This is a genomic window from Streptomyces sp. M41(2017) (genome assembly GCF_002078175.1).
Lineage (GTDB): Bacteria > Actinomycetota > Actinomycetes > Streptomycetales > Streptomycetaceae > Streptomyces.
In genome coordinates this window covers 794,452-816,363 of record NZ_MWFK01000002.1, presented here as the reverse complement: position 1 = coordinate 816,363, position 21,912 = coordinate 794,452, and the positions used below count along the sequence as shown (strand labels likewise).

The 21,912-nt window shown below is 72.5% G+C and carries 20 protein-coding genes and 1 riboswitch; of the genes, 15 read left to right on the top strand and 5 right to left on the bottom strand.

The window, feature by feature from the left end:
- Window positions 1-60: 60 nt before the first annotated feature.
- The 3 genes from B0675_RS29180 (at window position 61) to B0675_RS29170 (ending at window position 3,143) form a co-directional block, all read left to right on the top strand.
- Entirely contained in the window at window positions 61-1,059 is a 999-nt protein-coding gene (locus B0675_RS29180; RefSeq protein WP_081222593.1) for an LLM class F420-dependent oxidoreductase, read from the top strand.
- A 250-nt stretch (window positions 1,060-1,309) separates the two neighbouring features.
- Window positions 1,310-2,659: a transaminase gene (locus tag B0675_RS29175; RefSeq protein WP_081222592.1), complete on the top strand. Its 1,350-nt coding sequence runs from the start codon at window positions 1,310-1,312 to the stop codon at window positions 2,657-2,659.
- Window positions 2,660-2,702: 43 nt separating this feature from the next.
- Complete coding sequence (locus B0675_RS29170) at window positions 2,703-3,143, top strand: Lrp/AsnC family transcriptional regulator (protein WP_081222591.1); 441 nt, start codon at window positions 2,703-2,705, stop codon at window positions 3,141-3,143.
- Between the two features lie 18 nt (window positions 3,144-3,161).
- On the opposite strand, the gene B0675_RS29165 is transcribed toward B0675_RS29170, so the two are convergent.
- Together B0675_RS29165 and B0675_RS29160 are read right to left on the bottom strand one after the other, a co-directional pair.
- Complete coding sequence (locus B0675_RS29165; protein ID WP_241540101.1) at window positions 3,162-5,360, bottom strand: FUSC family protein; 2,199 nt, start codon at window positions 5,358-5,360, stop codon at window positions 3,162-3,164.
- 271 nt (window positions 5,361-5,631) lie between these two features.
- Entirely contained in the window at window positions 5,632-5,967 is a 336-nt protein-coding gene (locus B0675_RS29160; RefSeq protein ID WP_081222589.1) for a UBP-type zinc finger domain-containing protein, read from the bottom strand.
- A gap of 488 nt (window positions 5,968-6,455) precedes the next feature.
- Here B0675_RS29160 and proP point away from each other — a divergent pair, with 488 nt between their 5' ends.
- The gene (proP, locus tag B0675_RS29155; RefSeq protein WP_081222588.1) at window positions 6,456-7,952 is read left to right on the top strand and encodes a glycine betaine/L-proline transporter ProP; all 1,497 of its coding nucleotides are present in this window, start codon (window positions 6,456-6,458) and stop codon (window positions 7,950-7,952) included.
- Window positions 7,953-8,156: 204 nt separating this feature from the next.
- Window positions 8,157-8,777 (top strand): GNAT family N-acetyltransferase, encoded by a 621-nt coding sequence (locus tag B0675_RS29150; RefSeq protein ID WP_179165463.1) that lies wholly within the window; start codon window positions 8,157-8,159, stop codon window positions 8,775-8,777.
- 161 nt (window positions 8,778-8,938) lie between these two features.
- Here B0675_RS29150 and B0675_RS29145 read toward each other — a convergent pair whose 3' ends face one another.
- The gene (locus B0675_RS29145; protein WP_081222586.1) at window positions 8,939-10,393 is read right to left on the bottom strand and encodes an MFS transporter; all 1,455 of its coding nucleotides are present in this window, start codon (window positions 10,391-10,393) and stop codon (window positions 8,939-8,941) included.
- Window positions 10,394-10,580: 187 nt separating this feature from the next.
- On the opposite strand from B0675_RS29145, the gene B0675_RS29140 reads away from it, so the two are divergent.
- The 5 genes from B0675_RS29140 (at window position 10,581) to B0675_RS29125 (ending at window position 13,950) form a co-directional block, all read left to right on the top strand.
- Window positions 10,581-11,036, top strand: coding sequence for a MarR family transcriptional regulator (locus tag B0675_RS29140; RefSeq protein WP_081222585.1), 456 nt, complete (start codon window positions 10,581-10,583; stop codon window positions 11,034-11,036).
- A gap of 74 nt (window positions 11,037-11,110) precedes the next feature.
- Window positions 11,111-11,677, top strand: a complete 567-nt coding sequence (locus tag B0675_RS29135) for a 3'-5' exonuclease (protein WP_081222584.1) — start codon at window positions 11,111-11,113, stop codon at window positions 11,675-11,677.
- A 141-nt stretch (window positions 11,678-11,818) separates the two neighbouring features.
- Window positions 11,819-12,517 carry a beta-glucanase gene (locus B0675_RS29130; protein WP_081222583.1) on the top strand — a complete coding sequence of 233 codons (699 nt, stop codon included), beginning with the start codon at window positions 11,819-11,821 and terminating at the stop codon, window positions 12,515-12,517.
- A 145-nt stretch (window positions 12,518-12,662) separates the two neighbouring features.
- On the top strand, window positions 12,663-12,836 hold the full coding sequence (locus B0675_RS41575; protein WP_164370131.1) for a hypothetical protein: 174 nt from the start codon (window positions 12,663-12,665) through the stop codon (window positions 12,834-12,836).
- A 367-nt stretch (window positions 12,837-13,203) separates the two neighbouring features.
- Window positions 13,204-13,950, top strand: coding sequence for an alpha/beta fold hydrolase (locus tag B0675_RS29125; RefSeq protein WP_241540051.1), 747 nt, complete (start codon window positions 13,204-13,206; stop codon window positions 13,948-13,950).
- 46 nt (window positions 13,951-13,996) lie between these two features.
- Here the strand turns inward: B0675_RS29125 and B0675_RS29120 are convergent, their stop codons facing one another.
- On the bottom strand, window positions 13,997-14,221 hold the full coding sequence (locus B0675_RS29120; RefSeq protein WP_081222581.1) for a hypothetical protein: 225 nt from the start codon (window positions 14,219-14,221) through the stop codon (window positions 13,997-13,999).
- Between the two features lie 462 nt (window positions 14,222-14,683).
- Window positions 14,684-14,855: riboswitch (cyclic di-AMP (ydaO/yuaA leader) on the top strand.
- 8 nt (window positions 14,856-14,863) lie between these two features.
- Here B0675_RS29120 and B0675_RS41570 point away from each other — a divergent pair.
- Entirely contained in the window at window positions 14,864-16,393 is a 1,530-nt protein-coding gene (locus tag B0675_RS41570) for a C40 family peptidase (protein ID WP_241540050.1), read from the top strand.
- 80 nt (window positions 16,394-16,473) lie between these two features.
- On the opposite strand, the gene B0675_RS29110 is transcribed toward B0675_RS41570, so the two are convergent.
- Window positions 16,474-16,791, bottom strand: a complete 318-nt coding sequence (locus B0675_RS29110) for a hypothetical protein (RefSeq protein ID WP_081222580.1) — start codon at window positions 16,789-16,791, stop codon at window positions 16,474-16,476.
- 167 nt (window positions 16,792-16,958) lie between these two features.
- Between B0675_RS29110 and B0675_RS29105 the strand changes: the two genes are divergently transcribed.
- The 4 genes from B0675_RS29105 to B0675_RS29090 all read left to right on the top strand — a co-directional run bounded on the left by B0675_RS29105 (window position 16,959) and on the right by B0675_RS29090 (window position 21,883).
- The gene (locus B0675_RS29105) at window positions 16,959-17,489 is read left to right on the top strand and encodes a PadR family transcriptional regulator (protein ID WP_081222579.1); all 531 of its coding nucleotides are present in this window, start codon (window positions 16,959-16,961) and stop codon (window positions 17,487-17,489) included.
- An 85-nt stretch (window positions 17,490-17,574) separates the two neighbouring features.
- Window positions 17,575-18,750 carry a DUF2306 domain-containing protein gene (locus B0675_RS29100; RefSeq protein WP_241540049.1) on the top strand — a complete coding sequence of 392 codons (1,176 nt, stop codon included), beginning with the start codon at window positions 17,575-17,577 and terminating at the stop codon, window positions 18,748-18,750.
- 146 nt (window positions 18,751-18,896) lie between these two features.
- Window positions 18,897-19,931 (top strand): hypothetical protein, encoded by a 1,035-nt coding sequence (locus B0675_RS29095; protein ID WP_081222578.1) that lies wholly within the window; start codon window positions 18,897-18,899, stop codon window positions 19,929-19,931.
- A 449-nt stretch (window positions 19,932-20,380) separates the two neighbouring features.
- The gene (locus B0675_RS29090; RefSeq protein ID WP_081222577.1) at window positions 20,381-21,883 is read left to right on the top strand and encodes a SulP family inorganic anion transporter; all 1,503 of its coding nucleotides are present in this window, start codon (window positions 20,381-20,383) and stop codon (window positions 21,881-21,883) included.
- The last annotated feature ends 29 nt before the right edge of the window (window positions 21,884-21,912 follow it).

The following is a 21,912-nucleotide window of genomic DNA, read 5'->3' as shown; positions in this document are numbered from 1 at the left end:
ACAAGTCCGCGTCCGGGGTGCCCTGTTGTTCCCGCTCCGGGCCTGACTACGGTGACAGGCATGAAGATCAGCGTGGTCGCCGCAGCGCGAGAGGACGACAGCCCGGTAGAGGAACCCCTGAGGGTGGCGGCGGTCGCCGACCGGCTCGGGTACGACGAGGTGTGGGCGGGGGAGGGGCCCACCTGGGACTCGTTCGTACTCGCCGCGGCCGTCGGACAGGTCACGGAGCGCGTCTCCGTGACGGCCGGACCCGTGCCGGTCTCGGTCCGGGACCCCCTCACCATCGCCCGGGGCGCGGCGTCGGCCGCGGCCGTGATCGGCCGCCCGGTCGGCGTCGCCCTCGGGACGTCCAGCAAGCGGGTCGTGGAAGGCGTGCACGGCCGGCCCCGGACCCGGCCGGCTGCCGAACTCGCCCGGACCGCGGAGGCTGTCCGCGCCCTTCTGCACGGTGAGCCCGGCGAGCCGGTCGTGCCCGGCAGCTCCTTCCGCCGCCGGCTGCGGCCGCCGGGCGGCCCGCTCACCGTGGCCGCCTTCGGCGACCGGGCGATCGCGGCGGCCGCCGAACACGCGGACCGGATGCTCCTCGACGTCGTCTCACCCGAGCAGGTCGCAGAGCTGCGCGCCGAACTCGTCGCCGCCGCCGAGCGCCTCGGCCGGACACCGCCACGGCTCGCCGCATGGCTGCCCGCCGCGGTCGACCCCGAGCCGGAGTCGGTCCGCCAGATCCTGGGCAGCGTCGTCGGCTACCTGACGGTGCCGGGCTACAGCGACATGTTCACCACGGCGGGCTTCGGCGAGTCGGTGGAACAGGCGCGCTCCGGCGCGGACCGGGAGGCACTGCTCGCCGAGCTCCCGCGGGAGGCCGCGACCACGGTCGGCCTGGTGGGCGACCTCGCCGCCGTCGAGGCCCGGATCGCCGCCTACGCCGCCGCGGGTCTGGACGAGATCGCCCTCGTCCCGGCCACCGACGGCGACCCGGCAGGCGAACGCACGCTGACCGCGCTGGCGCCGGGCGGGCGCGAGGGCACACCGTCCGCCCCGCGGCGGAACAACACCTGAGGAACGGCTCCACCGGGAACCCGCACAGGTGGCGGGGCGCGCGTGGTCGCGTGTCCCGCGCCCGTCCCTCACCCGTTTCCGTTCGGCTGCCTCGAGAACGAGGCTCGAACGGACCGTCCGGGGCTGTCCGGGCCCAAGCGGCGATCGATTCGCGTGCAGTCGCAATCGAATCCGTCGTCGAACCTTGATCCGATGACGTATCCCTTCGTAGCATCGCCTTATTCGTTCACCGGACCGAAGGAGGCCCTCGATGGACCGCACCCGTCTGCAGCAGCTCCTGGCCCGGGAGAGCGCCGAGGCCCAGCGCCGCAACCCGCGCTCCAAGGCCGCCTACGAACGGGCCGACCATCTGTTCGGCAGGGTCCCGATGACCTGGATGAACAAGACGGCGGGAGCCTTTCCGCGGTACCTGGACACGGCACGTGGGGCCCGCGTCACGGACATCGACGGTCACGAGTACGTCGACTTCTGCCTCGGCGACACCGGCGCGATGGCCGGACACTCCCCGGCCGTGGTGGCCGGGGCCGTGCAGCGCCGCTTCGCCGAGAGCGGTGGCGCGACCGCGATGCTGCCCACCGAGGAGGCGGAGTGGGTCGGCGCCGAACTGACCCGCCGCTTCGGGCTCGCCCGCTGGAGTTTCGCGCTCACGGCGACCGACGCCAACCGCTGGTCGATCCGGCTCGCGCGGGCCGTCACCGGACGCCCCAAGATCCTCGTGAACAGCTACAGCTACCACGGCAGCGTCGACGAATCGCTGATCGTGGTCGGCCCCGACGGACAGGGCACCGCCCGCCCCGGCAACGTCGGCGCACCCTGCGACGTCACCCTCACCAGCCGCGTCGCCGAGTTCAACGACCTCGCCCAGCTGGAGCGCGAACTCGCCCACGCAGACGTCGCCGCCGTCCTCATGGAGCCCGCGCTCACCAACATCGGCATCGTCCTGCCCGAACCGGGCTACCTGGAGGGGGTCCGCGAGCTCACCCGCCGCTACGGCACCCTCCTCATCAACGACGAGACGCACACCTTCTCCGCCGGACCGGGCGGCTGCACCGCGGCCTGGGGCCTGGAGCCGGACATCCTCACCATCGGCAAGGCGATCGGCGGGGGCATCCCGGCCGGTGCCTACGGCCTCTCGGCCGACCTCGCCGAACAACTGCTGGGCCGCGCCGACCTCGACCTGATCGACATGGGCGGGGTCGGCGGCACCCTCGCCGGGAACGCCCTCTCCGTCGCCGCGATGCGGGCCACCCTCGAACACGTCCTCACCGACGGGGCGTTCGCCGCCATGGCGAAGCTCTCCGAGCGGTTCGAGGCCGGGGTGCGCGCGGGTATCGAGCGGTGGGAGCTGCCCTGGTCGGTGAGCCGCCTCGGTGCCCGTACCGAGTACCGGTTCGCCGACCCCGCGCCGCGAACCGGCACCGCGTCGGCGGCCGCCGCGGACACGGAACTCGAGGACTTCCTCCACCTGTACCTCGCCAACCGGGGCATCCTCCTCACCCCCTTCCACAACATGGCGCTGATGTGCCCCGACACCACAGAGCGGGACGTCGACCTGCACACCGAGGTCTTCGCCGGCGCGCTCGCCGAACTGGCCGGCTGAACACCGCCGTTCACCCCCTGCGAGCCGGACGGAAAGGAACCGCGTGGACGAGATCGACAAGGCCATCCTGCGCGAACTGCAGATCGACGGCCGTATCGCCTACGCCGAACTCGGCCCGAAGGTCGGCCTGTCGGCGTCCGCCGCCCGCCAGCGGCTGCAACGTCTGCTCGACTCCCAGGCGGTGCAGGTCGTCGGCGTCACCGACCCGATGGGCATGGGTGGCCAGGCGATGGCTCTGCTCGGCATCGGCGTCGACGGGGACCCACGGACCGTCGCCGACACGCTCGCCGAACGGACCGAGGTGGTCTACTCGGTACTGACCTCGGGCGGCTTCGATCTGTTCGCCGAGGTCGTCTGCGCGGGCCCGCGCGAGCTGCTGGACTTCGTCAACGACGTCGTGCGGCCGGTCGAAGGGGTCCGCCAGGTGCAGTCGTTCCCGTACTTCGGGATCCACACGCACCGGTTCCTCTGGAACGTCGGCTGAACGGACGCCCCGCAGGGGCTACGGCGCGGTACTGCGCGGCGAGGTCTTCTCGGGCGTGGCGACCTGCACGCCGAGCGGGCGGGCCAGACCGATCACCCCCTCGTCCAGGCGCTGGAGATGGCGCAGGACCCGGCCCGTGACACGGTCGTGGCGCGGGAGACCCGGCGCGTCCGGCTCCAGCATCGAGGCGAGACTCGCACCCGTCTCCGCGACCCCGTCGGCGCTCTCGTCCTCGACCCGCGCGACGAGGACGTCGATGTTGTGGCGGATGCGCCGGCCGGCGAGCTTGAGCCGCGGGTCGGCCGCCACCGTCCGGCTGTAGGGCAGGAGTTCGGCCGTCGCCGCCAGCGACCGGGCGTGGTACGCGCAGGTCTCCAGCAGGGCGACGAGATAGCGGGCGGTCTGGCGACGGGCCCTGAGCGGGGTGATCGGGTGCGTCAACGGCTGCGTGGAGGACCGCAGATCCTCCAGCGCCGTGTCGAGGTCACGCGCCTTGTCGAGCAGATCGAGCGCCACCCCACCGCTCAACTGGTCCACCGCCGCGCTGCTGACGTCCCCGAGCCGGGTCAGCACGGTGGCGAGGAGCTCGTCGGTACGCCGGTCCGTGGGCACCGGCAGCACCAGGGCCGCCGCCACCACCCCGCAGGCGGCACCGAGCGCCGTCTCCTCGATGCGCAGGAAGAGCACCGAGGCGCTGTAGGTGTTGAGGAGCGTGTACAGCAGTCCCAGCATCGCCGTCACGAAGAACGACATCAGGGCGTACGACAGCGGGGCGGTGAAGAACATCGCGAAGATGAACAGCAGCACCAGCGTGAACGCGATCCAGGTGTGGTCACCGACCACACCGGCCAGGCCGACACCCGCGACGACGCCGAGTACGGTCCCGAGCAGCCGGCGGTAGCCCTTGACCAGGATCTCCCCGGTCGAGGACGTGTTGAGGAAGACGACCCAGCAGGTCAGCACCGCCCAGTACCAGCGCTGGGTGGACAGGAACTCCCCGCCGACGATGGCGAGGGCCGAACCGACCGAGACCTGCACCGCCGCGCGCGTCGTCGGCCGCTGCAGACCCTTGCGCGCCGATTCGTCCTCCTCGGCCTCCTCGGCGCCCGCGATGGCGACGTCCTCGGCGTCGAGCTCCTCGCGCGAACGCGTCGTCTCCGGCGAGTCGTCCGACTCGTCCTGGGGCCCGTCGAGCGCCAGCCGCAGACCGAGCACGGAGCGCGCCGCCTCGCCGATACCGCGGAACACGTCCTGCACGGCGGCCGAGGCGCGCGGCAGGTTCTCCTCGTCCCGGTAACCGAGCAGGCGGTTGCGGACCTGGGCCACACCGGTGCCGCGCTCCCCGGAGACCGGCCGGGCGACGAGCATCCGGAGCGCGTCGAGATCGCGCCGCAGGACCGCGGTCGTGTCGTGCTGCGGCAGCAGCCGGTCGCCCGGCGCGGGCAGCGGCGCGTCCGGCAGGTGCAGGGTGAGGGTGTCGGCCCGCTCGGCACTGCGCGCGGTGAGGATGAGGACACCGAGCCGCTCCGCGGAGATCTCCGCGTCGGCCACCCGGCGCTGGAGCAGCGAGGCGACGGTGCTGTCGCTCGTGCCCTCCTCCAGACGGCCCTGGATCATCATCGCGCTCTCGTGCAGCCGCGCGGTGTTCTGCCGCACGTCCTCCAGCGCCTTCTCGGCCCGGTCGGGAGTGGCGTCGAGGAGGTCGATCTGTGCGGACACCAGTTGAGCGAGCCGCGCCCGGAACGCCTCGCGCAGCCGCAGCAGGACGCGTTCGGGTGTCTCGACGACGAGCCCGAAGCGGACGACGGCACTGCAGACGAACGCGACGGCGAGCGTCGCGACGAGTCCGGGGAGCGTGGAGAAGGTGACGCCGACGAACAGCGAGACGAAGTAGACCTGGAACCCGATGAGCCCGAGCGCCCACCCGCGGTCGCCGAACCGGCGGCTGTAGACCGCGGTGAAGATGAGCGCGACGAAGAACAGGTCGCCCGCGACGACATGGTGGTTCAGCCACGCGCCGAGCGTCATCGCGACGATGGCGACGGGCAGCCCGAGCAGAAGCGTGCGTGCCTGATCGCCGCGCTGCTTCTCCTTGATCGCGAACGTGCCGACCATCGCGGTCATCGCACCGGCCACCATGTGAGTGACATTGGCGCCGAGCAGGCTGAGGACGGCGAGCGCCAACGCGATGGCACCGACGGTCCGGAGGCCGGCCATCAGCCGCAGCAACCCCGGGTCGGAGGCCGCGTACCGGTCCCAGATCCCCGCCCGACTCGGCCTGGTCACTGTCCTCACGCTGCGCTTTTCCCCGCTCCCGCGTCATGATCCGGAACTCCAGCATGGCATGCGCGGGTCGCACGGTCCGCGTTGCCCCACCGTCCCTCCGCGCCGGCCGTCGGACACGGACGCCCTAGTTCCGTCCGGCGGAGGGCCGTCGCGCGCCGCCGGGGTCCGGGGGCGGCGGCGGTCGGCAGCGCACGGGAGCTCCTCACGGTCCGGGCCGCAGGAAGACCTCGTCCTCGTAGCACCACGCCCAGGTCTCGCCCGGCTCCACCGACCGGACGAGCGGGTGGCCGGACCGCTCGTGGTGGGCGTGGGCGTGCTGCCCCCGCGAACTGTCGCAGCAGCCGACATGACCGCAGGTCAGACAGGCGCGCAGATGGACCCAGGTGCCGCCCCGGGCGAGGCACTCCGCGCACCCTTCCGGTTCCGGGAGGCCGGTCGCGGGCACGGCCTGCTCCCGGTGGGAGCAGCTCCGTCCCTGCGGTCGTCCGCCGTCGGGCGCCACCACCCAGCCCTGCGCTGTCGCGTCGTCCGGTGTCATACGTCGAGTGTCCCCGCCCGGCACGGGCCACGCAGTCCGTCCGGAGGCCGGATCGCCGAGAAGCGCGATGAGGGCGCCGAGTGGGCGCGGAAAAGGGGTGCGGAGGACGCCGGTCAGAAGATCACGGTGCACCATCGGTTGGCGACGGCGGACCGGTCCGGGGCAGGCGGCGCCCCGCGGCCCTCGGACCGGCGGGGGACCGGCGCCGCGGAGGCGTCGGGGCGGTGCCGGTCCCGGCCGGTCGGGACCGCCGTGTGCTGGGGACCGACGGCTTTCGGCCCGTTGATCGGATCAGCTGGTGACATGGCCGGTGAACGAGCGAGCGCCCGGCGAGGACACGGCGCCGCCGCGGTGCCGGACCCCGGCCGGCGCGTGACGAAGATCATCCTTGCCGTGAATCTGTTTGCATCTGCCACGAACGAGTAAACGAGTCTCTGGACATCTCCTGGGCTCAGAGCAGAGAACACAGAAGGCAGAGAGGACGCTTCATGGCGGTCACCGAGACGAACCCTGTCGATCCGGAGGCGGTCAAGCGTCATCGCGCGCTGTTCAGAGCCGTACGGAGGCGTAGGAATCCCCCGCTGCGGCGGACCGACATCACGGTCACGGACGAGGCGGCGGTCAAGCGCGCGGTGAAGGCGGCGTCGCTCGGCAACGCCATGGAGTGGTTCGACTTCGGCATCTACAGCTACCTCGCCGTCACCATCGGACGCGTCTTCTTCCCGTCCGGGAACGGCACCGTCCAGCTGCTGTCGTCGTTCGCGACCTTCGCCGTGTCCTTCCTGGTCCGCCCGCTCGGCGGCATGGTCTTCGGGCCCATGGGCGACCGGATCGGCCGCAAGAAGGTCCTGGCCGTCACCATGATCATGATGGCGGTGGGCACCTTCGCCATCGGGCTGATCCCCTCGTACGCCACCATCGGTTTCTGGGCCCCGGTCCTGCTGATCCTGTTCCGTCTCGTGCAGGGCTTCTCCACGGGCGGCGAGTACGGCGGTGCCTCCACGTTCATCGCCGAGTACGCGCCGGACCGGCGCCGCGGCTTCTTCGGCAGCTTCCTGGAGCTGGGCACGCTCGCCGGGTACGTGGGCGCGGCCGGCCTGGTCACGGTGCTGACCTCCGCGCTGGGCAGCGACGGCATGGAGTCCTGGGGGTGGCGCGTGCCGTTCCTGGTGGCGGGGCCGATCGGTCTCGTCGGTCTCTATCTGCGACTGCGCCTCGACGAGACGCCGGCGTTCCGGAAGCTGGAGGACGAGTCCGCGCACAAGGCCTCCGACGCCGCCTCCGCCGTGGAGACGACCGCCAAGGGAGACCTCGCGAAGATCTTCCGTGACTACTGGCCGACGCTCATCCTGTGCATCTGCCTGGTCGGCGCCTACAACATCACCGACTACATGCTGCTGTCGTACATGCCGACCTACCTGTCCGACGAGATGGGCTACAGCGAGACGCACGGGCTGCTCATCCTGATCGTCACCATGGTGGTGCTCATGCTGATCATCAGTCAGGTCGGCAAGCTCTCCGACCGCTTCGGCCGCAAGCCGCTGCTCATGGCCGGCATGCTCGGCTTCCTGGTCCTGTCCGTCCCGGCCTTCCTGCTGGTCCAGCAGGGCAGCCTGGCGGCGGTGTCGGCGGGCATGCTGATGCTGGGGCTCTCGCTGGTCTGCATGCTCGGCACGATGTCGGCGGCCCTGCCCGCGCTGTTCCCGACCCAGGTCCGCTACGGGTCGCTCTCGGTCGGCTACAACCTCTCCGCCTCCCTCTTCGGCGGGACGACCCCGCTGGTGATCACCGCGCTCATCTCGGTGACCGGAAGCGAACTGATGCCCGCCTACTACGCGATGGGGGCGGCCCTCGTCGGCGTCGTCGCGGTGGCCTGCATGAAGGAGACCGCTCGGCAGCCGCTGGCCGGCTCGCCGCCCGCCGTGGGTACTCCGGAGGAGGCCGCCGAACTGGTGGAGAGCCAGGCGCCGGTCCCGCGGTTCTGAGGTCCTGGGCTCGCGTCCGGCCGGAGGCGACCGGACGTGGCAGGCGCGCGGCAGCCGCTTCACACGGCTGCCGCGCGTCCGTCGTGTCCGCCGCGTCCGCGGAGGAGCGGCCCCCGTACATCCGAGCGGGTGGCCCCCGTAGGTCCGGGCGAATGCTGTTCCACCCCCTTGTGGGAGCGCTCCCAAGGCGTCACCATGCCGTGCATGAGCGCATCGCCGAGCATTCGTCCCTACCGGCCCGCCGACCGGTCCGCCGTCGCCGACGTCTGTGTGAGCACCGCGGACGAGGGAGGGGACTCACGTGGCCTGTTCCCCGACGAGGGGCTGATGCCGGCGATCTTCGCGGAGCCCTACTGTCATCTGGAGCCCGAACTCGCCTTCGTCCTCGACGACGGCGGGCGGGCGGTGGGCTACGTCATCGGTACGGCGGACACCGAGGCGTTCGTCGCGCGGTTCCGGGAGTCCTGGATCCCGCGGGTCACGCACCGCTATCCGCCGCTCACGGGGGTGCCGCGCTCGCCCGCGGAGGAGATGGTCGGGCTGCTGCACACCCCCGAACGCATGGTCCTCGCCGAACTGGCCGCGTATCCCGCGCACCTGCACATCGACCTGCTGCCGGCGTATCAACGCCGCGGTCACGGACGGGCGTTGATGCACACCCTGCTGGCCGCGCTGCACGACCGCGGGGTGCCCGCCGTCCATCTCGGCATGGTCACCGCGAACAAGGCGGCCCGGGCGTTCTACGACCGGCTCGACTTCCACGAGATACCTGTCGCCGACCCGGGGCCGCTCACCTACCTCGGCAGGTCCACGGTGGTCGCGTAGGGGCGCGCGCCGAAAGGGAGTTGACGGACGCGAGCGCCGCACGGCCTTCCGTTGGTCTCCGGGAAGGACGTACGGCTCGCGTCCGGGAAAACCGGCTCGGGCAGGCAGCCGGGCCGACCGCCTGCCCGAGACAGGTGCGGACCGCCTTTCGGCCCGCGGTGTCAGCGCGCGGCGGCGGTCACCTCGGGCGCGGCCGTCGGGCCCGCCGTGTCGGTACCGGCCGTGGCACGGACCGCCGGGATGACGGCCGCGATCGCCGCGGCGACCAGGGCGACGCAGCCGCCGACGACGAGCCCGGTGCGGAAACCGTTCTCGGAGGTGAAGGTGTAGCCGCCCGCGGTGGTCGTCATCTGCGCGAGGACGACGCCGACGACCGCCGACCCCACCGAGGTGCCGAGCGAGCGCATGAGGGTGTTGAACCCGTTGGCCGCGGCGGTCTCGGAGAGGGGCACGGAACTCATGATGAGCGCGGGCATGGAGCCGTAGGCGAGTCCGACCCCGCTGCTGACGACCATGCCGACGAGCATGAGACCCCAGGCCGTGCTCATCAGGGCCAGCGAGAGACCGTAGCCGAGGGCGATGATCAGGACACCGCAGACCAGGGTGAACTTCGGGCCGCGGGCATCGGTGAGCTTCCCGCCGAAGGGGGAGACGATCATCATCATGATGCCGCCCGGCGCCATCCACAGGCCGGCCGCGAGCATCGACTGCCCCAGGCCGTAGCCGGTGCTCTCGGGGAACTGGAGCAGCTGCGGGATGATCAGCATGCTGGCGTACATGCCGAACCCGACGAAGATCGAGGCGACGTTGGTCAGCAGGACGCGGGGGCGGCCCGTCGTGCGCAGGTCGACCAGCGGGTCCCGGGTGCGCAGTTCCCAGGCGCCCCAGGCGACGAGGACCACGACGGCGCCGACGAGCAGTCCGAGCGTCGTGGCGGAACCCCAGCCCCAGTCGGCGCCCTTGGAGACGCCGAGGAGCAGGCACACCAGGCCGACGCCCAGCCCGAGCGCCCCGAGGACGTCGAAGCGCTGACCCTTGGAGCCGGCCGGCACGTCGGGGACGAGGAACCAGATCAGTGTCCCGATGACGACGGCGAGGACCGCCGAACCCCAGAAGAGCACACGCCAGTTCGCGTACTGCGCGACGGCCGCGGAGATGGGCAGGCCCAGCCCGCCGCCGATGCCCATCGAGGCGCTGACCAGCGCGATCGCCGAGCTCAGCTTCTCCGCGGGTACGACGTCGCGCAGCAGGGCGATGCCCAGCGGGACCATGCCCATGCCCATGCCCTGCAGGCCGCGCCCGACGATCATCGGCGTGACGGACGAGGACAGCGCGCAGACGACCGAGCCGACCACGAGCGGGACGGAACAGGCGAGCAGCATCCGCCGCTTGCCGAGCAGGTCGCCCAGCCGGCCGGAGACCGGCACGCAGACGGCGGCGACGAGCAGCGTCACGGTGATCACCCAGGCGCTGTTCGCGGGGGTGGTGTGCAGGATCTGCGGCAGCTCGGCGATGAGCGGAGTGACCAGCGTCTGCATGATCGCCGCCACGGTGCCGGCGAAGGCGAGTGTGGCGATCACACCGCTCGCTCGGGCGGTGGGCTGGGGGGCGTCCATGAGGGACTCCTCGGGTGTCTCGGTGTGTCTCGGGATGACTGCCTGCGGGACAAGGGATGTGCATCGTACACGTCATATGTATCGCGCATGTGATGTGGCTCATGCATGCAGATGTGGGACCATGGTCGCGGGCCGTGCCTATACGTGTGACGCGCGGTCCGTGCGACAGCCGGAGGCGACAGGCGCGATGGTCAGGCCCACCCACGAGGTCGAGTACGAGCAGATGCTGCTGAGCCGTCACGGCCTGATGCACCAGAAGGGCGGCCGGACCAAGGACGGTGTCCTGGAGCGCAGCGCGTACATCCTGCTCAGCCGCATCCGGGTCCAGGGGCCCATGTCGATCGGTGAACTCAGCGACGCCTTCGGGCTCGACGCCTCCACCCTCAACCGGCAGACCGCGGCCGCGATGCGGGCCGGGCTCGTCGACCGCATCCCGGACCCCGACGGCGGCATGGCCCGCAAGTTCCGCATCACGGAGGAGGGTTCACGCCTCCTGGACCAGGAGCGGCAGCAGCTCATCAGCTCCCTGGACCGTGTCATGGCCGACTGGCCGGAGTCGGACATCGCCGCCTTCGCGTCCTACCTGCGCCGTTTCAACGCCGACATCGAGCGCATCGGCGGACGGCCCTGGCCGCGCCCCTGACCCGCCCGTCGGCCGGCCGCGGCCCGTCCGAAAACCCGGTGACCCGCCGACCGGTACCCCCTAGCCTCACCTGCATGGACATGACCGGGGGACTGTTGAACGTCGTCGACGTCGAGGCGACCTGCTGGGAGGGGCAGCCGCCGCCCGGCGCCGTGAGCGAGATCATCGAGATCGGTCTGACGGTCGTCGATCTGGAGCAGGGCGTACGACGCGAGAAGCACCGACTGCTGGTGCGGCCCGCCCGGTCCACCGTCAGCGCCTTCTGCACGGAGCTGACGGGGCTGACGCAGGACGAGGTCGACCAGGGGGTCGGATTCGCCGACGCCTGCCGTGCGTTGGCCGCCCTGCACCGCGCGGGGGAGCGGCCCTGGGCGAGTTGGGGCGACTACGACCGCCACCAGTTCACCCGCCAGTGCGCCGCCACCGGCACGCGCTACCCGTTCGGCCACCGGCACACGAACGCGAAGGCCGCCTTCACCGCCGCCCACCGACTGCGCAAACGCCCGGGCATGGCGCAGGCACTGCGGATCGCCGAACTGCCCCTGGAGGGAAGGCATCACCGGGGTGAGGACGACGCCTGGAACATCGCGGCCCTGATCCTCCGGCTCGCCGAACGGGACGCCTGGCCGGACACGCCCTAGAGCTCGCGAGGAGACGGAGAGGGCTGTTGCCGTTCACTCCCAAGGGTTGTTTGCCGGCAGGTCCATGCGAACGGCGTGTGAGCCGGGGCTCCCGGGGGAGAACCTGGCCCGAACACGAACGCTGTCGCCGAGGAGCCCCGGGTGTCCGATGTCGTTTTCACCGCGGATTTCACCTCCACCAGCCAATGGGTCGCCGGCCGCTCGTGGGCCTATCCCGACGGCGGCCCGGTCAACCCGGGCGATGACAAGCTCGACCACCTCGTGACCGACCCGGCCTACTGCCGTTCGGGAGTCTTCCGCGCGACCCGACGCTCCGACGGTGCGTGGGACGCGGGACTGCTCACCACCGAGGGCAGCGAGGACGCGTTCATGGTCCGCACGGGGGACGTGCTGGAGGCCCGGGTCAGGCTGCCCACGGCGCTCGGCGCGTGGCCGGCCATCTGGACGTGGCGGGACGGCGGACAGGAGATCGACGTCTTCGAGTACCACCCGGACAACCCCGACCTGCTGGAACTCTCCAACCACGTCCGGAGCGCCCATCACTACTACCGGGACGAGGCGGTCCGGCCCGGTGCCCGGGTGGACCTCGTGGTCGAGTTCGGCGCCCGCCGAGTCGTGTGGTGGGTGAACGGCGTCCGTGCCTTCGCCGACCGGCGCGGGGTGGGCCGGCACTGGGAGGCGTATCTCATCGTCAACCTGTCGGTGTGCGGCGGGCGTTACCATCCGCCGCCCGCTCCCGACGTCGCGGAGATGGACTTCGCGGTGGACGGCCTGCTCGTCCGCAGACCCGCGTCCGACGAGCCGGACGGCGTGGCGGCGGACGTCGGCCTGTTCGACTGAACCGGCGGGCGCACCGGCCGAAGTCGGGCCCGACAGAGAGACATTGGGCCCCGGCGGGTGCATCCGCCGGGCGATCCCGCACGGAAGTACGGCATCAGTAGCGACGTCGCGTTCGTGCACGTCGCACCGACAGGTGCCGAGGGCCATGACGAATCCGCAACCAGGGCGAGAGAGTCCCGAGGCCGCGTACATCGGCCATGTGGGCAACTGCCGCACGTGTCTGCGCGAATCGGGCCGCTGCCCGCGCGCCGAGCGCCTGTGGCGGCTCTACCAGGAGTGGCGCAGCGGCTACGGCGGCCGCCCCGGGGGAGCCGAGTGAGACCGCACCGACGACCCGCCTCGAACGCCCACGGCCGTCCCCGTCCGGTCGCCGCAGCCGGCCCGGACGACGCGAGGAAGGCGTAGGTCCAGCGACCGCCCGCCCCCGGTCGAGCTGGACAGGGACGACCGGGGGCGGGTTCATGCGGTGGCACGCGCCTGACCCCGGCCGGCCGGAGCCCCTGATGCGGCTGCCGGACGAAAGAGGCACGCGCCCTTTCCCGGGACGGCGCCCCGCGCGGGCCCGGCGGGCGGGCAGCTCCACCAAACCGTCCGCGCGTCGGCTCCGGATATCCAGTGACCGGCGGCACGAACCCTCGTCGGCCTAGGGTGGGGCGTCGAGAACGCTCCGACGGTGAAGAGGTGTCATGCGAGGCTCTGCGCGGATGTCCGCCCGCGACGGACTGCATCCCGGGGCGGCCCGGGCACTGACGGCGCTGGTGCCGCACCGGCTCACGGGCGGGGACGCGGGTCCGGCGCGCGCCGCGGTGCTGATCCTCCACGGCGGCAGGGCGGACAGTCTGGCCCCCTCCCGGCCCTGGCACGTCTCGGGCCTTCGGATGCGGCCGTTCGTGCGCGCCGTCACTCGGGCCGTGCCGGACGAGGACGTCTTCGTCGGGCAGGTGCGCTACCGCGTACGCGGCTGGAACGGAGCAGCCGCCGATCCGGTCGCTGACGTCCACCGGGCCCTCGCCGAGCTCACGGACCTGGTGGGGGACGTGCCGGTGGTGCTGGTCGGTCACTCGATGGGGGGCCGTGCCGCCCTGCGCGCCGCCGCCGCGCCACAGGTGAGGGCCGTGGTCGCCCTGGCGCCCTGGTGTCCGAAGGGTGAGCCGGTGACCCATCTGCGGGACAAGCGGGTGATCGTCCTGCACGGCGACCGGGACCGGATCACCGAGCCCGCGTCGTCCTTCGCCCTGGTGCGCCGGGCCGCGAAGGAAGGATCCTCCGCGAGCGCCGTACGGGTCGTGGGCGGTGACCACGCGATGCTGCGGCGCGCGCGGACCTGGCACGAGGCCACGGGCTCGGCGGTCGCCGGTCTGGTGTCCCGCGCCGGCGGCGCGGAGGAGCGGCTTCCCGCCGAGGGACCGGACGGCGAACCCGGCGTCCTCTAGCCCCGTGCCCGACCGGGCGGGAGGCGGCGCCCGCCCGGTCGGGGACTCAGGCGGAGTCCAGCCGGTCCGCGGGATCCGGACCCGGGGTGAAGGAGCGACGCGAGCCGGCCGTGACGCGCGGGGCGGACCCGGGAAGCGGACCGCCCGTGGACGGATCCCAGCTGAGGATCCACTCGAAGTCGCGCTGCAGCCGCCGGGCTTCGCTTCGGACGAGCGTCGGTATGTCGCCGCGTTCGGAGATCAGTTGGGCATAGATCGGTGCATCGTGCACGTGGGGATCCTCGACTCGCTCTCGGGGCCTTCCGCGGGCCTTGCTTGTCTCGACGGTAGGGCCGCGCCGCCGACGTGGTGGTGATCCGGCCGGGTCGGCCAGAACCGGTCACGGCATGACCAACGACAGCCGACGATGTCGAACGAGCCGTCAGGGAACGCCAGTTCTTTTCGTACCTCGAACGGCCTGCTCACGCCGACCGGAGGTCCCGGCCCACCGTGGAGATGCGATGGAGGGAGCGGGCGGACGCGGACTCGTGACGGGCCCGCACGGCCGAACGCGGCCTTCCCGACGGCCCGTTCGCGCACGGGGTGTGCTCCCGCGGTCGCACAGCGGGGCGATGCGACGAAGGTCACGAAAATGTATCGGACATCTGGGACGTGGATCTTCACACGGAGGTCACAACCTCGCTAGGTTGACGACCAGGCCGCCCGACTCCCTCCGGCGAACGCTCGCCGGGCGGTGCGGCCTCCGCCGAGTCCGGCCCGTCCTCGTGGCAGCCGGAGCCGGGGACCCACCGAACCTGGGGTGAATCGGCCAACTGCCCTACGGGGCTGGGGCCGTAGGGCATACCTTCCGGAACCGTCCGCCCGAACCCGACAGCTAACCCGGTAGGCGGACGACGGAAGGAGTGCCATCCCCATGGCGCCGGAACGCACCGAGCCCAGCGGCGACGAAGTCCGCCGACGGCTCGCATCCCTCTACGACCGCGCCGAGGACGACACCGGCAACTTCAACGCCACCCGCGCCCTGGCGGGCCTCTCCTCCCGGCAGGGCGACCGGCGCGCCGTGGCCCGACGGCTCACCGACCAGGGCCCGGCCGGGGAACAGCGCGGGGGTGTCGACGCCGCCCAGAGCGATCTCATGCGCCAGTGGTTCGACGGCGCCCGATCCCGGCTGGGACCCACGGTCGCGGCCGTACTGCCCGCGGACCGGCAGCCCGACCGAGGGCGGGGGACGGCCCGGTCCGGCGGGGGTGCCGGACGCCCCATGGAGCTCCCCGCCCAAGACGTGCGCGCCGTGGCCGAGTTGACGGCTGCTCCCGTACGGGAACTGACGGCCGGCCCCGTCGCGGCGCCGGTCGCGGAACTCACCGCCCGTCCCGTTCTCGAACTGACCGCCGCTCCGGTCTCCGGGCCGACGACCGGGCTCGCTCTCGCTGTGCCGGACGGCGCCGCCCCGGCCACCGGGCCCCTGCCGGTGGTGGGCGGAGCCGCGCCCGTCGCCGAGGCGTCCTCCCCGCGGCTCCGCAAGGACCGCGCCCGGCGCAAACTGGCCGCCGCGCAGGACCTGCTGACCCGGCACAACGCGCGGCGGAGCGTGCCGGCGCCGGTCGCGTACCCGCCCCTTGAACTGCCGCCCGTGGAGACGGCCGCCCCCGCGGCCCCGTACTGGCCCGCCGGGAACGCGCAGGTACCGGCCGCGACGGCCGCGTACCCGTCCGTGGCCGGTGCCGCGTGGCCGGCGGTCGAGGCCGGGCACCCGCAGGTCGAGAGTGCCTCGCTGCCGGTCGCGGCCGTCGAGTACCGGCCGCTGCAGGAGACATGGTCCGCCCCGGCCGAGCCGGTGGCCCCGGCCCTCGACGACAGCCGGTACCCGTCGTGGCCGGAACCCGTGAACCAGCCGGCGCCCGGCGCCCCCTGGTCCGCCGATCCGAACCCCGGGTACGACACCGGGAGCATTCCCGCCCTCGCGGTGCCGCCGGTCACCGGGTACGACACGGGAAGCATGGCCGCAGTCGCGGTGCCCCCGGTCAGCGGCTACGACACGGGAAGCATGGCCGTTGTCGGGGTGCCGCCGGTCACCGGCTACGACACCCGGGCCGCCGAGGCCGTCGCGTTCGCCCGCGCCCAGGTCGGCAGACCGTGCGTGTGGGGAGCGTCCGGGCCCGGCTCGTACGATCCCTCCGGGCTGACCCAGGCCGCCTGGCGCAGCGCCGGCGTGCTGCTGCCGCGGTCGACGTCCGACCAGGCGCGGATCGGACCGGCCGTCGCCCTGGCCGGGGTTCAGCCGGGCGACCTGATCTTCTTCCACGGGGACCTGAGCCACGTGGGCCTCTACGTCGGCGACGGCATGATGGTCCACGCGCCCAGCCCCGGGGGGCGGATCACCGAGGAATCCGTCCAGCATGCCGGGCAGGCGGCGATCCACAGCGTCGTACGGCCGGTCTGAGCGACAGCGGGACCGGCGGCCGCGGTGATGCCGCGGCCGCCGGTCCCGCCGACGTTCCGGGTCTCTCCGGCCCGTCGGTGTCAGAACTCGCTGTCGATCCCCGTGACGGCGGCCGGCCCCAGCGGAGCGTCGTTCTCGGAGAGGCCGCTCTCGCGCAGCGCCCCGGAGACGAGCCGTACCGCCTCCGCCTCGGCGCTGCGCCGGTCCGCGGCCTCGACCTCCAGCCGGACCGAGAACGTGTGGTTCTCGTCCACGGTCAGCAGGCTCAGTTCCTCCGTCTCGCCCAGATCCGTGTTCTGCGGGTCCTGGGGACGCAGCCTGCGCTCCACGTCTGCGCGGGAGGCGTCCGAGACGCCGTGGACGAACGTCCCGGGAACGGTGATGACGTAGGTGGTCACAAGAACTCCTAGCGTGCGTGCCCCGCGGGCCTGAGTGCGGTCGGCAGTGTGATCGCCCGTATACCCCGCATTGTGACGGTCACCCGCGCGTTCTTCGCGTCGGACGCCCTCCGCGGCCTGCTCACGGGTGTGCCGCGCGGTGTTCGGGTGGCGATACGGTCGGGGCCATGGCTGATGCTCGGTTGACCACCGCCTCGTTCCTCGTGCTCGGCGTCATCGACAAGCTCGGCGAGGCCAGCGCGTACGACGTCAAGGGTGAGGCGGCGCGCACGGTGGCGCCCTTCTGGTCCGTTCCGCACGCCCAGGTGTACGCCCAGTGCGACCGCCTCCTGGAGGCCGGCCTTCTCGCGCAGGTGCGCCAGGAGAGCGGCCGCAACCGCCGGGTGCTCACGCTGACCGACGAGGGCAGGGCCGCGCTGCGGGACTGGCTGGACGACACCGCCTTCGTCCCGGTCGAGGCCCGGGAGCGCGGCATCCTCAAGCTCTGGTTCGGCGGCCGGCCGGATCTGCTCGGGCCCGTTCAGCTGGACGAGCACGTCCGGACGCTCGGCGACTACGAGGCGCTGGCGGAGAGCGTCGGGGAACTGCTGACGCGGGGGCAGCGTGACGCTCTGGAATTCGGCATCCGGTACGAGCGCATGATGGTCGACTTCTGGCAGTGGGTGCAGCGGCGGGACGAGGACGCGACAGACCGTTGACCCCGGCGCCCGGGCGGCCCTACCGTCTCGATAGTCCAAACGAGACTATCGATGGTCGGTCCGCGACCACGAGCAGGGAGTCGCCGTGCGTCGTCCGACGGGCACCACCTGGCGCCGTGCAGCCGTCATCGCCGTCTCGGCGGTGTGCGTGGGCTACGCGCCCATCGCGATGACCGAGCTGTGGCCGTACGCGCGTCCCGGCGCCCCGGCGTTCGGCGAGTGGATCCTCGGGCGCGTGGTCTCGCCCCGCTACGTGGCGGACGCCCTCGCCACCCGGATCGAGCCGTACCGCCACAGCCTCCTGCCGCTGATCGTGCACTCCGTCCTCGGCGGCCTCCTCATGCTTCTCGGGCCGTTGCAGGTGCTCACCGCCGTGCGGCGGCGGACCCGGCTGCACCGCGCTCTCGGGGTGGTCTTCGCCGTCACCGTCTACGCGTCGATGGCCGGTGCCGCGCTGTACCTGGCACGGACCGCGCCCGAGGACGCGTTCAGCGGGGCCGCCTTCTGGATCGTGCTCGCCACCATCCTGGTGGGCACGGTCCTGAGCGTGACGTTCGGCGTGCTCTCCGCCGTCGCCGGCTATCCGGACCTGCACCAGCGCTGGATGCTGCTCTGCTACGGCTTCCTGCTGACGGCACCCCTGCTGCGGTTCGAGTGGGGCGGCCTGCCCATGATCATGCCCGGCCTCTCCATGGCGGAGATCAACCGCGCGGCCACCATGCACCTCGGCTCGGTGGTCGCCTTCGGCGCCCTCATCGCCTCGCGCTCCCTGGACAGGCGCCGGAAGATCTCCGGCATGTCCCGCTCCTGGGCCCCGCTGCCCGTCCTGGCCGTCGCCCACCTCGCCGGAGCGCTCGCCCTCACCTGGATCGTCCGCTCCGGCCTGGACTTCGGAGCCCCCGGCCGCCGGCTGCTGCTCGCGTATCTCCTGCCGTATGCCGTCACCTACGCGGTCATGGCCTCCTGCGCCCTGCGCACCGGCCGTGAGGGCCGCCTCTGGGCCCGGGAGGAGTGGCGGCTGCACTGGACGGCCCTGTGCCTGGCACCGGTGCTGTCGGCGGCCGCCGCACCGCTCTTCGAACGGACGCTGGGCCTCGACCGGCTCACGGCCGTCTCGGCGGGAGCGGCGATCGGCTGCGGTGCGCTGGCGACCACGGCGACCCTCGTGGTCAGCCTGCGCGTCATGTACGCCCGGGAGGTCCTCAAGCGGGCCGCGCCCGCGCGCGCCACGGCCCCCCGCCTCTCGTCCCCCGTCTCCTAGCGGCAAGCGGTACGCAGGCCCCTACGTGCCCGGAACCGGCGCCGCATGCCGGTCGTACCCGACCTCGCCCCCGACCTGCCGGCACCCGATGCCTGTCCGCCCGGCCTCGTCACGTCCTCATCGACCCCGTCCGGAAACGGAACCCCATGGCCAACGCATCAGATCTGCCCCGCCACGACGACACCGAGGAGGATCCGCGAACCCCCCGGTCGGCGGCCGACCCGACGGGCGCGACCGGTGGGACGGGCGGGGAACCGGCCGTCGCCGAGGCCCCGAATCCCGTGGTCGCACGGGGCGAGGCTCCGGACAGTGCCCGGGGCAGCGCCCCCGCTCCTCCGACCGGCGGCGGACGGCCGCTCACCGCGGGGGTGGCGATGCTGGCCACTACCGTGGCCGTGGTGAGCGTCCTCGTCGGCGGGCTCCTCATGGCCGTCGGTCTCACCGGACACGTCTTCGGCGCCTGGCGTTCGCCGGAGTCGCTGACGCCGGGACTGATCGGAGCGGCGATGCTCGGTACCGCGCCGGGACTGTTCGCCGTGAGCCGGGCCCGGGCCTGGCACGAGGTCCGCACGCTCGTCCTGCCGCTGGCGATCGTCGTCGTGGGCCTCTTCTCGGTGAGCCTGCTCGATGCCGGGCACCTCTACATCGCACGCGGCGGTTCCGTCGTCCCCGTCCTGTTCAGCCTGGGCTGGCTGTTCGTCCTCGGCGTGCTGAGTGTGTTCGTCCTCGTCGCCCTGGGGTGGCAGTACCTCGCCCCCGCCCGGCCGATCGGTCCGAGTACCGCGCCGCTCCCCGGATGGTCGAAACCGGCCCTGGCCGTGCTCGGGTCGGCCTGGCTCGGCATCGGCGCGGGGCTGCTGACCAGGCCGGGCTTCTGGGGCGGCTTCGTACCCTGGGCCACCAACCGTGCGGACGCCCAGGCACTCGGCGTGTGGGCGCTCGCCCTCGGAGTCGGTGTCCTCGGTGCCCTCGCCGAGGACGACCTCACCCGCACCGGCGCCGCGTTGATCGCCCTGCCGTGCACCGCCGTCACCGTGACCGTCGTCCTCGCGTGCCGCGCCTCGGCCGTCGACTGGCGCTCCGGGCCGGCCCTCTCCCTGGTCTGCATGGTGGCGGGCCTGCTGTTCGCGGGCGCGAGCGGCCGTGTCCTCCTCACCAGGACCTCCCCGGCGCGGCCGTAGCGGCGCCGGGGTCCTGGTCACCGGCCCACGACGCCTACGCGAGCCGTCGGGCCCGCCTGTCAGGGAGACCCGCACGCCCCTGGGGGACGGTCGCAGACCGGCAGCACACGGCCGAGCCGACCCGTGAGCAACGGGAGTTCGGACGCCGCCGGAGCCGCGTCACACCGTCGCCCGCGTCAGGCTAGAGTCTTCGCGTGCCGGACGCGCCGCTAGGCGTGACGGCGGTCGGCCCCGACGGTCCAGGTGCCTCCGGCCGGCGACGGCACGGACCCCGGGCAACGACGCCCGCCAGGTGTCCCGTCGCACCACCTCCCCGGCAAGCCACCGCGCCGGCGTGGCACGCACCGAGGACGCCGCGTCCCCCGGAGACCGAGCGCGACGGGACGAACGAGCACGACGCGCGGTGTGTCCAGGGTCTGGGCGCGGGCGCCCGACACGGAAACGGTTGCATGTTCTCACCGCTGTCCGCGGCCTCCCGGCTGCGCCCGCCCGCCCCCGCCTGGCTCTCCGATCCGAAGGTCTGGCGCACCGAGGCGCTGGCCGGTCTGGTCGTCGGGCTCGCGCTCATCCCCGAGGCGATCTCGTTCTCGATCATCGCCGGGGTCGACCCGGCCGTCGGCCTGTTCGCCTCGTTCACCATGGCGGTGACGATCTCCGTCGTCGGCGGGCGCCGGGCGATGATCTCGGCGGCGACGGGCGCGGTCGCCCTGGTCATCGCTCCGCTGAACCGGGAGCACGGCTTCGGGTACCTCGTCGCCGCCGTGATCCTCGCCGGTGTCCTCCAGATCGTGCTGGGCGCGCTCGGAGTCGCCAAGCTGATGCGGTTCGTCCCGCGCAGCGTGATGGTCGGCTTCGTCAACTCCCTCGCGATCCTCATCTTCCTGGCGCAGGTGCCGGAGCTGACGGACGTGCCCTGGGCGGTCTACCCGCTGGCCGCCGCCGGGCTCGCGCTGATGGTCCTCTTCCCGAGGATCACGAAGGTGGTCCCGGCGCCGCTGGTCTCGATCGTCGTGCTGACGGTGATCACCCTCGCGGCCGGCATCGCGGTTCCCACCGTCGGCGACCGCGGTGACCTGCCCTCGTCGCTTCCGGTCCCCGGCCTGCCGGACGTGCCCTTCACGCTCGACACCCTCACGACGATCGCTCCCTACGCCCTCGCCATGGCGCTGGTCGGCCTGATGGAGTCGCTCATGACGGCCCAGCTCGTCGACGAGATCACCGACACCCGGTCCGACAAGACCCGGGAGTCCGTGGGCCAGGGCATCGCCAACATCGTCACCGGGTTCCTCGGCGGCATGGGCGGCTGCGCGATGATCGGCCAGACGATGATCAACGTCAAGGTCTCCGGCGCCCGTACCCGCCTGTCCACGTTCCTGGCCGGAACGTTCCTGATGGTGCTTTGCGTCGTCTTCGGGCCCGTCGTCTCCGACATCCCGATGGCCGCCCTGGTCGCCGTCATGGTCATGGTGTCGGTCGCCACCTTCGACTGGCACTCCGTCGCGCCGAGGACGTTGAAGCGGATGCCGGCGGGGGAGATCACCGTCATGGTCCTCACGGTCGTCTGCGTGGTGGCCACCCACAACCTCGCCATCGGGGTGGTCGTCGGTTCCGTCGCCGCCGTGCTGATCTTCGCCAAGCGGGTCGCCCACGCCGCCGACGTCACCTCGGTCATCGACCCCGACGGCACGAGCGTCCTCTACCGGGTCACCGGCGAGCTCTTCTTCGCCTCCGCCAACGAACTCGTCACCCGCTTCGACTACGCGGACGACCCCGGCGAGGTCGTCATCGACCTGTCCGCCACCCACGTCTGGGACGCCTCCTCGGTCGCGGCCCTGGACACGATCGAGGCCAAGTACGCCCAGCGGGGGAAGAACGTCCGGATCACCGGCCTGAACGAGCGCAGCGCCCGCATCCACGGCACGCTGAGCGGTGAACTCACCGGCAGCCACTGAGCGCCGTCGCCCGATCTCCCCGGCGGCCC

Bases quoted from the DNA above. Each gene is read 5' to 3' on its own strand.
- B0675_RS29180 (WP_081222593.1), top strand. From the start codon at position 61: ATGAAGATCAGCGTGGTCGCCGCAGCGCGAGAGGACGACAGCCCGGTA.
- B0675_RS29175 (WP_081222592.1), top strand. From the start codon at position 1,310: ATGGACCGCACCCGTCTGCAGCAGCTCCTGGCCCGGGAGAGCGCCGAG.
- B0675_RS29165 (WP_241540101.1), bottom strand. From the start codon at position 5,360: ATGGCCGGCCTCCGGACCGTCGGTGCCATCGCGTTGGCGCTCGCCGTC.
- B0675_RS29160 (WP_081222589.1), bottom strand. From the start codon at position 5,967: ATGACACCGGACGACGCGACAGCGCAGGGCTGGGTGGTGGCGCCCGAC.
- proP (WP_081222588.1), top strand. From the start codon at position 6,456: ATGGCGGTCACCGAGACGAACCCTGTCGATCCGGAGGCGGTCAAGCGT.
- B0675_RS29150 (WP_179165463.1), top strand. From the start codon at position 8,157: ATGAGCGCATCGCCGAGCATTCGTCCCTACCGGCCCGCCGACCGGTCC.
- B0675_RS29145 (WP_081222586.1), bottom strand. From the start codon at position 10,393: ATGGACGCCCCCCAGCCCACCGCCCGAGCGAGCGGTGTGATCGCCACA.
- B0675_RS29140 (WP_081222585.1), top strand. From the start codon at position 10,581: ATGGTCAGGCCCACCCACGAGGTCGAGTACGAGCAGATGCTGCTGAGC.
- B0675_RS29135 (WP_081222584.1), top strand. From the start codon at position 11,111: ATGGACATGACCGGGGGACTGTTGAACGTCGTCGACGTCGAGGCGACC.
- B0675_RS41575 (WP_164370131.1), top strand. From the start codon at position 12,663: ATGACGAATCCGCAACCAGGGCGAGAGAGTCCCGAGGCCGCGTACATC.
- B0675_RS29125 (WP_241540051.1), top strand. From the start codon at position 13,204: ATGCGAGGCTCTGCGCGGATGTCCGCCCGCGACGGACTGCATCCCGGG.
- B0675_RS41570 (WP_241540050.1), top strand. From the start codon at position 14,864: ATGGCGCCGGAACGCACCGAGCCCAGCGGCGACGAAGTCCGCCGACGG.
- B0675_RS29105 (WP_081222579.1), top strand. From the start codon at position 16,959: ATGGCTGATGCTCGGTTGACCACCGCCTCGTTCCTCGTGCTCGGCGTC.
- B0675_RS29095 (WP_081222578.1), top strand. From the start codon at position 18,897: ATGGCCAACGCATCAGATCTGCCCCGCCACGACGACACCGAGGAGGAT.
- B0675_RS29090 (WP_081222577.1), top strand. From the start codon at position 20,381: ATGTTCTCACCGCTGTCCGCGGCCTCCCGGCTGCGCCCGCCCGCCCCC.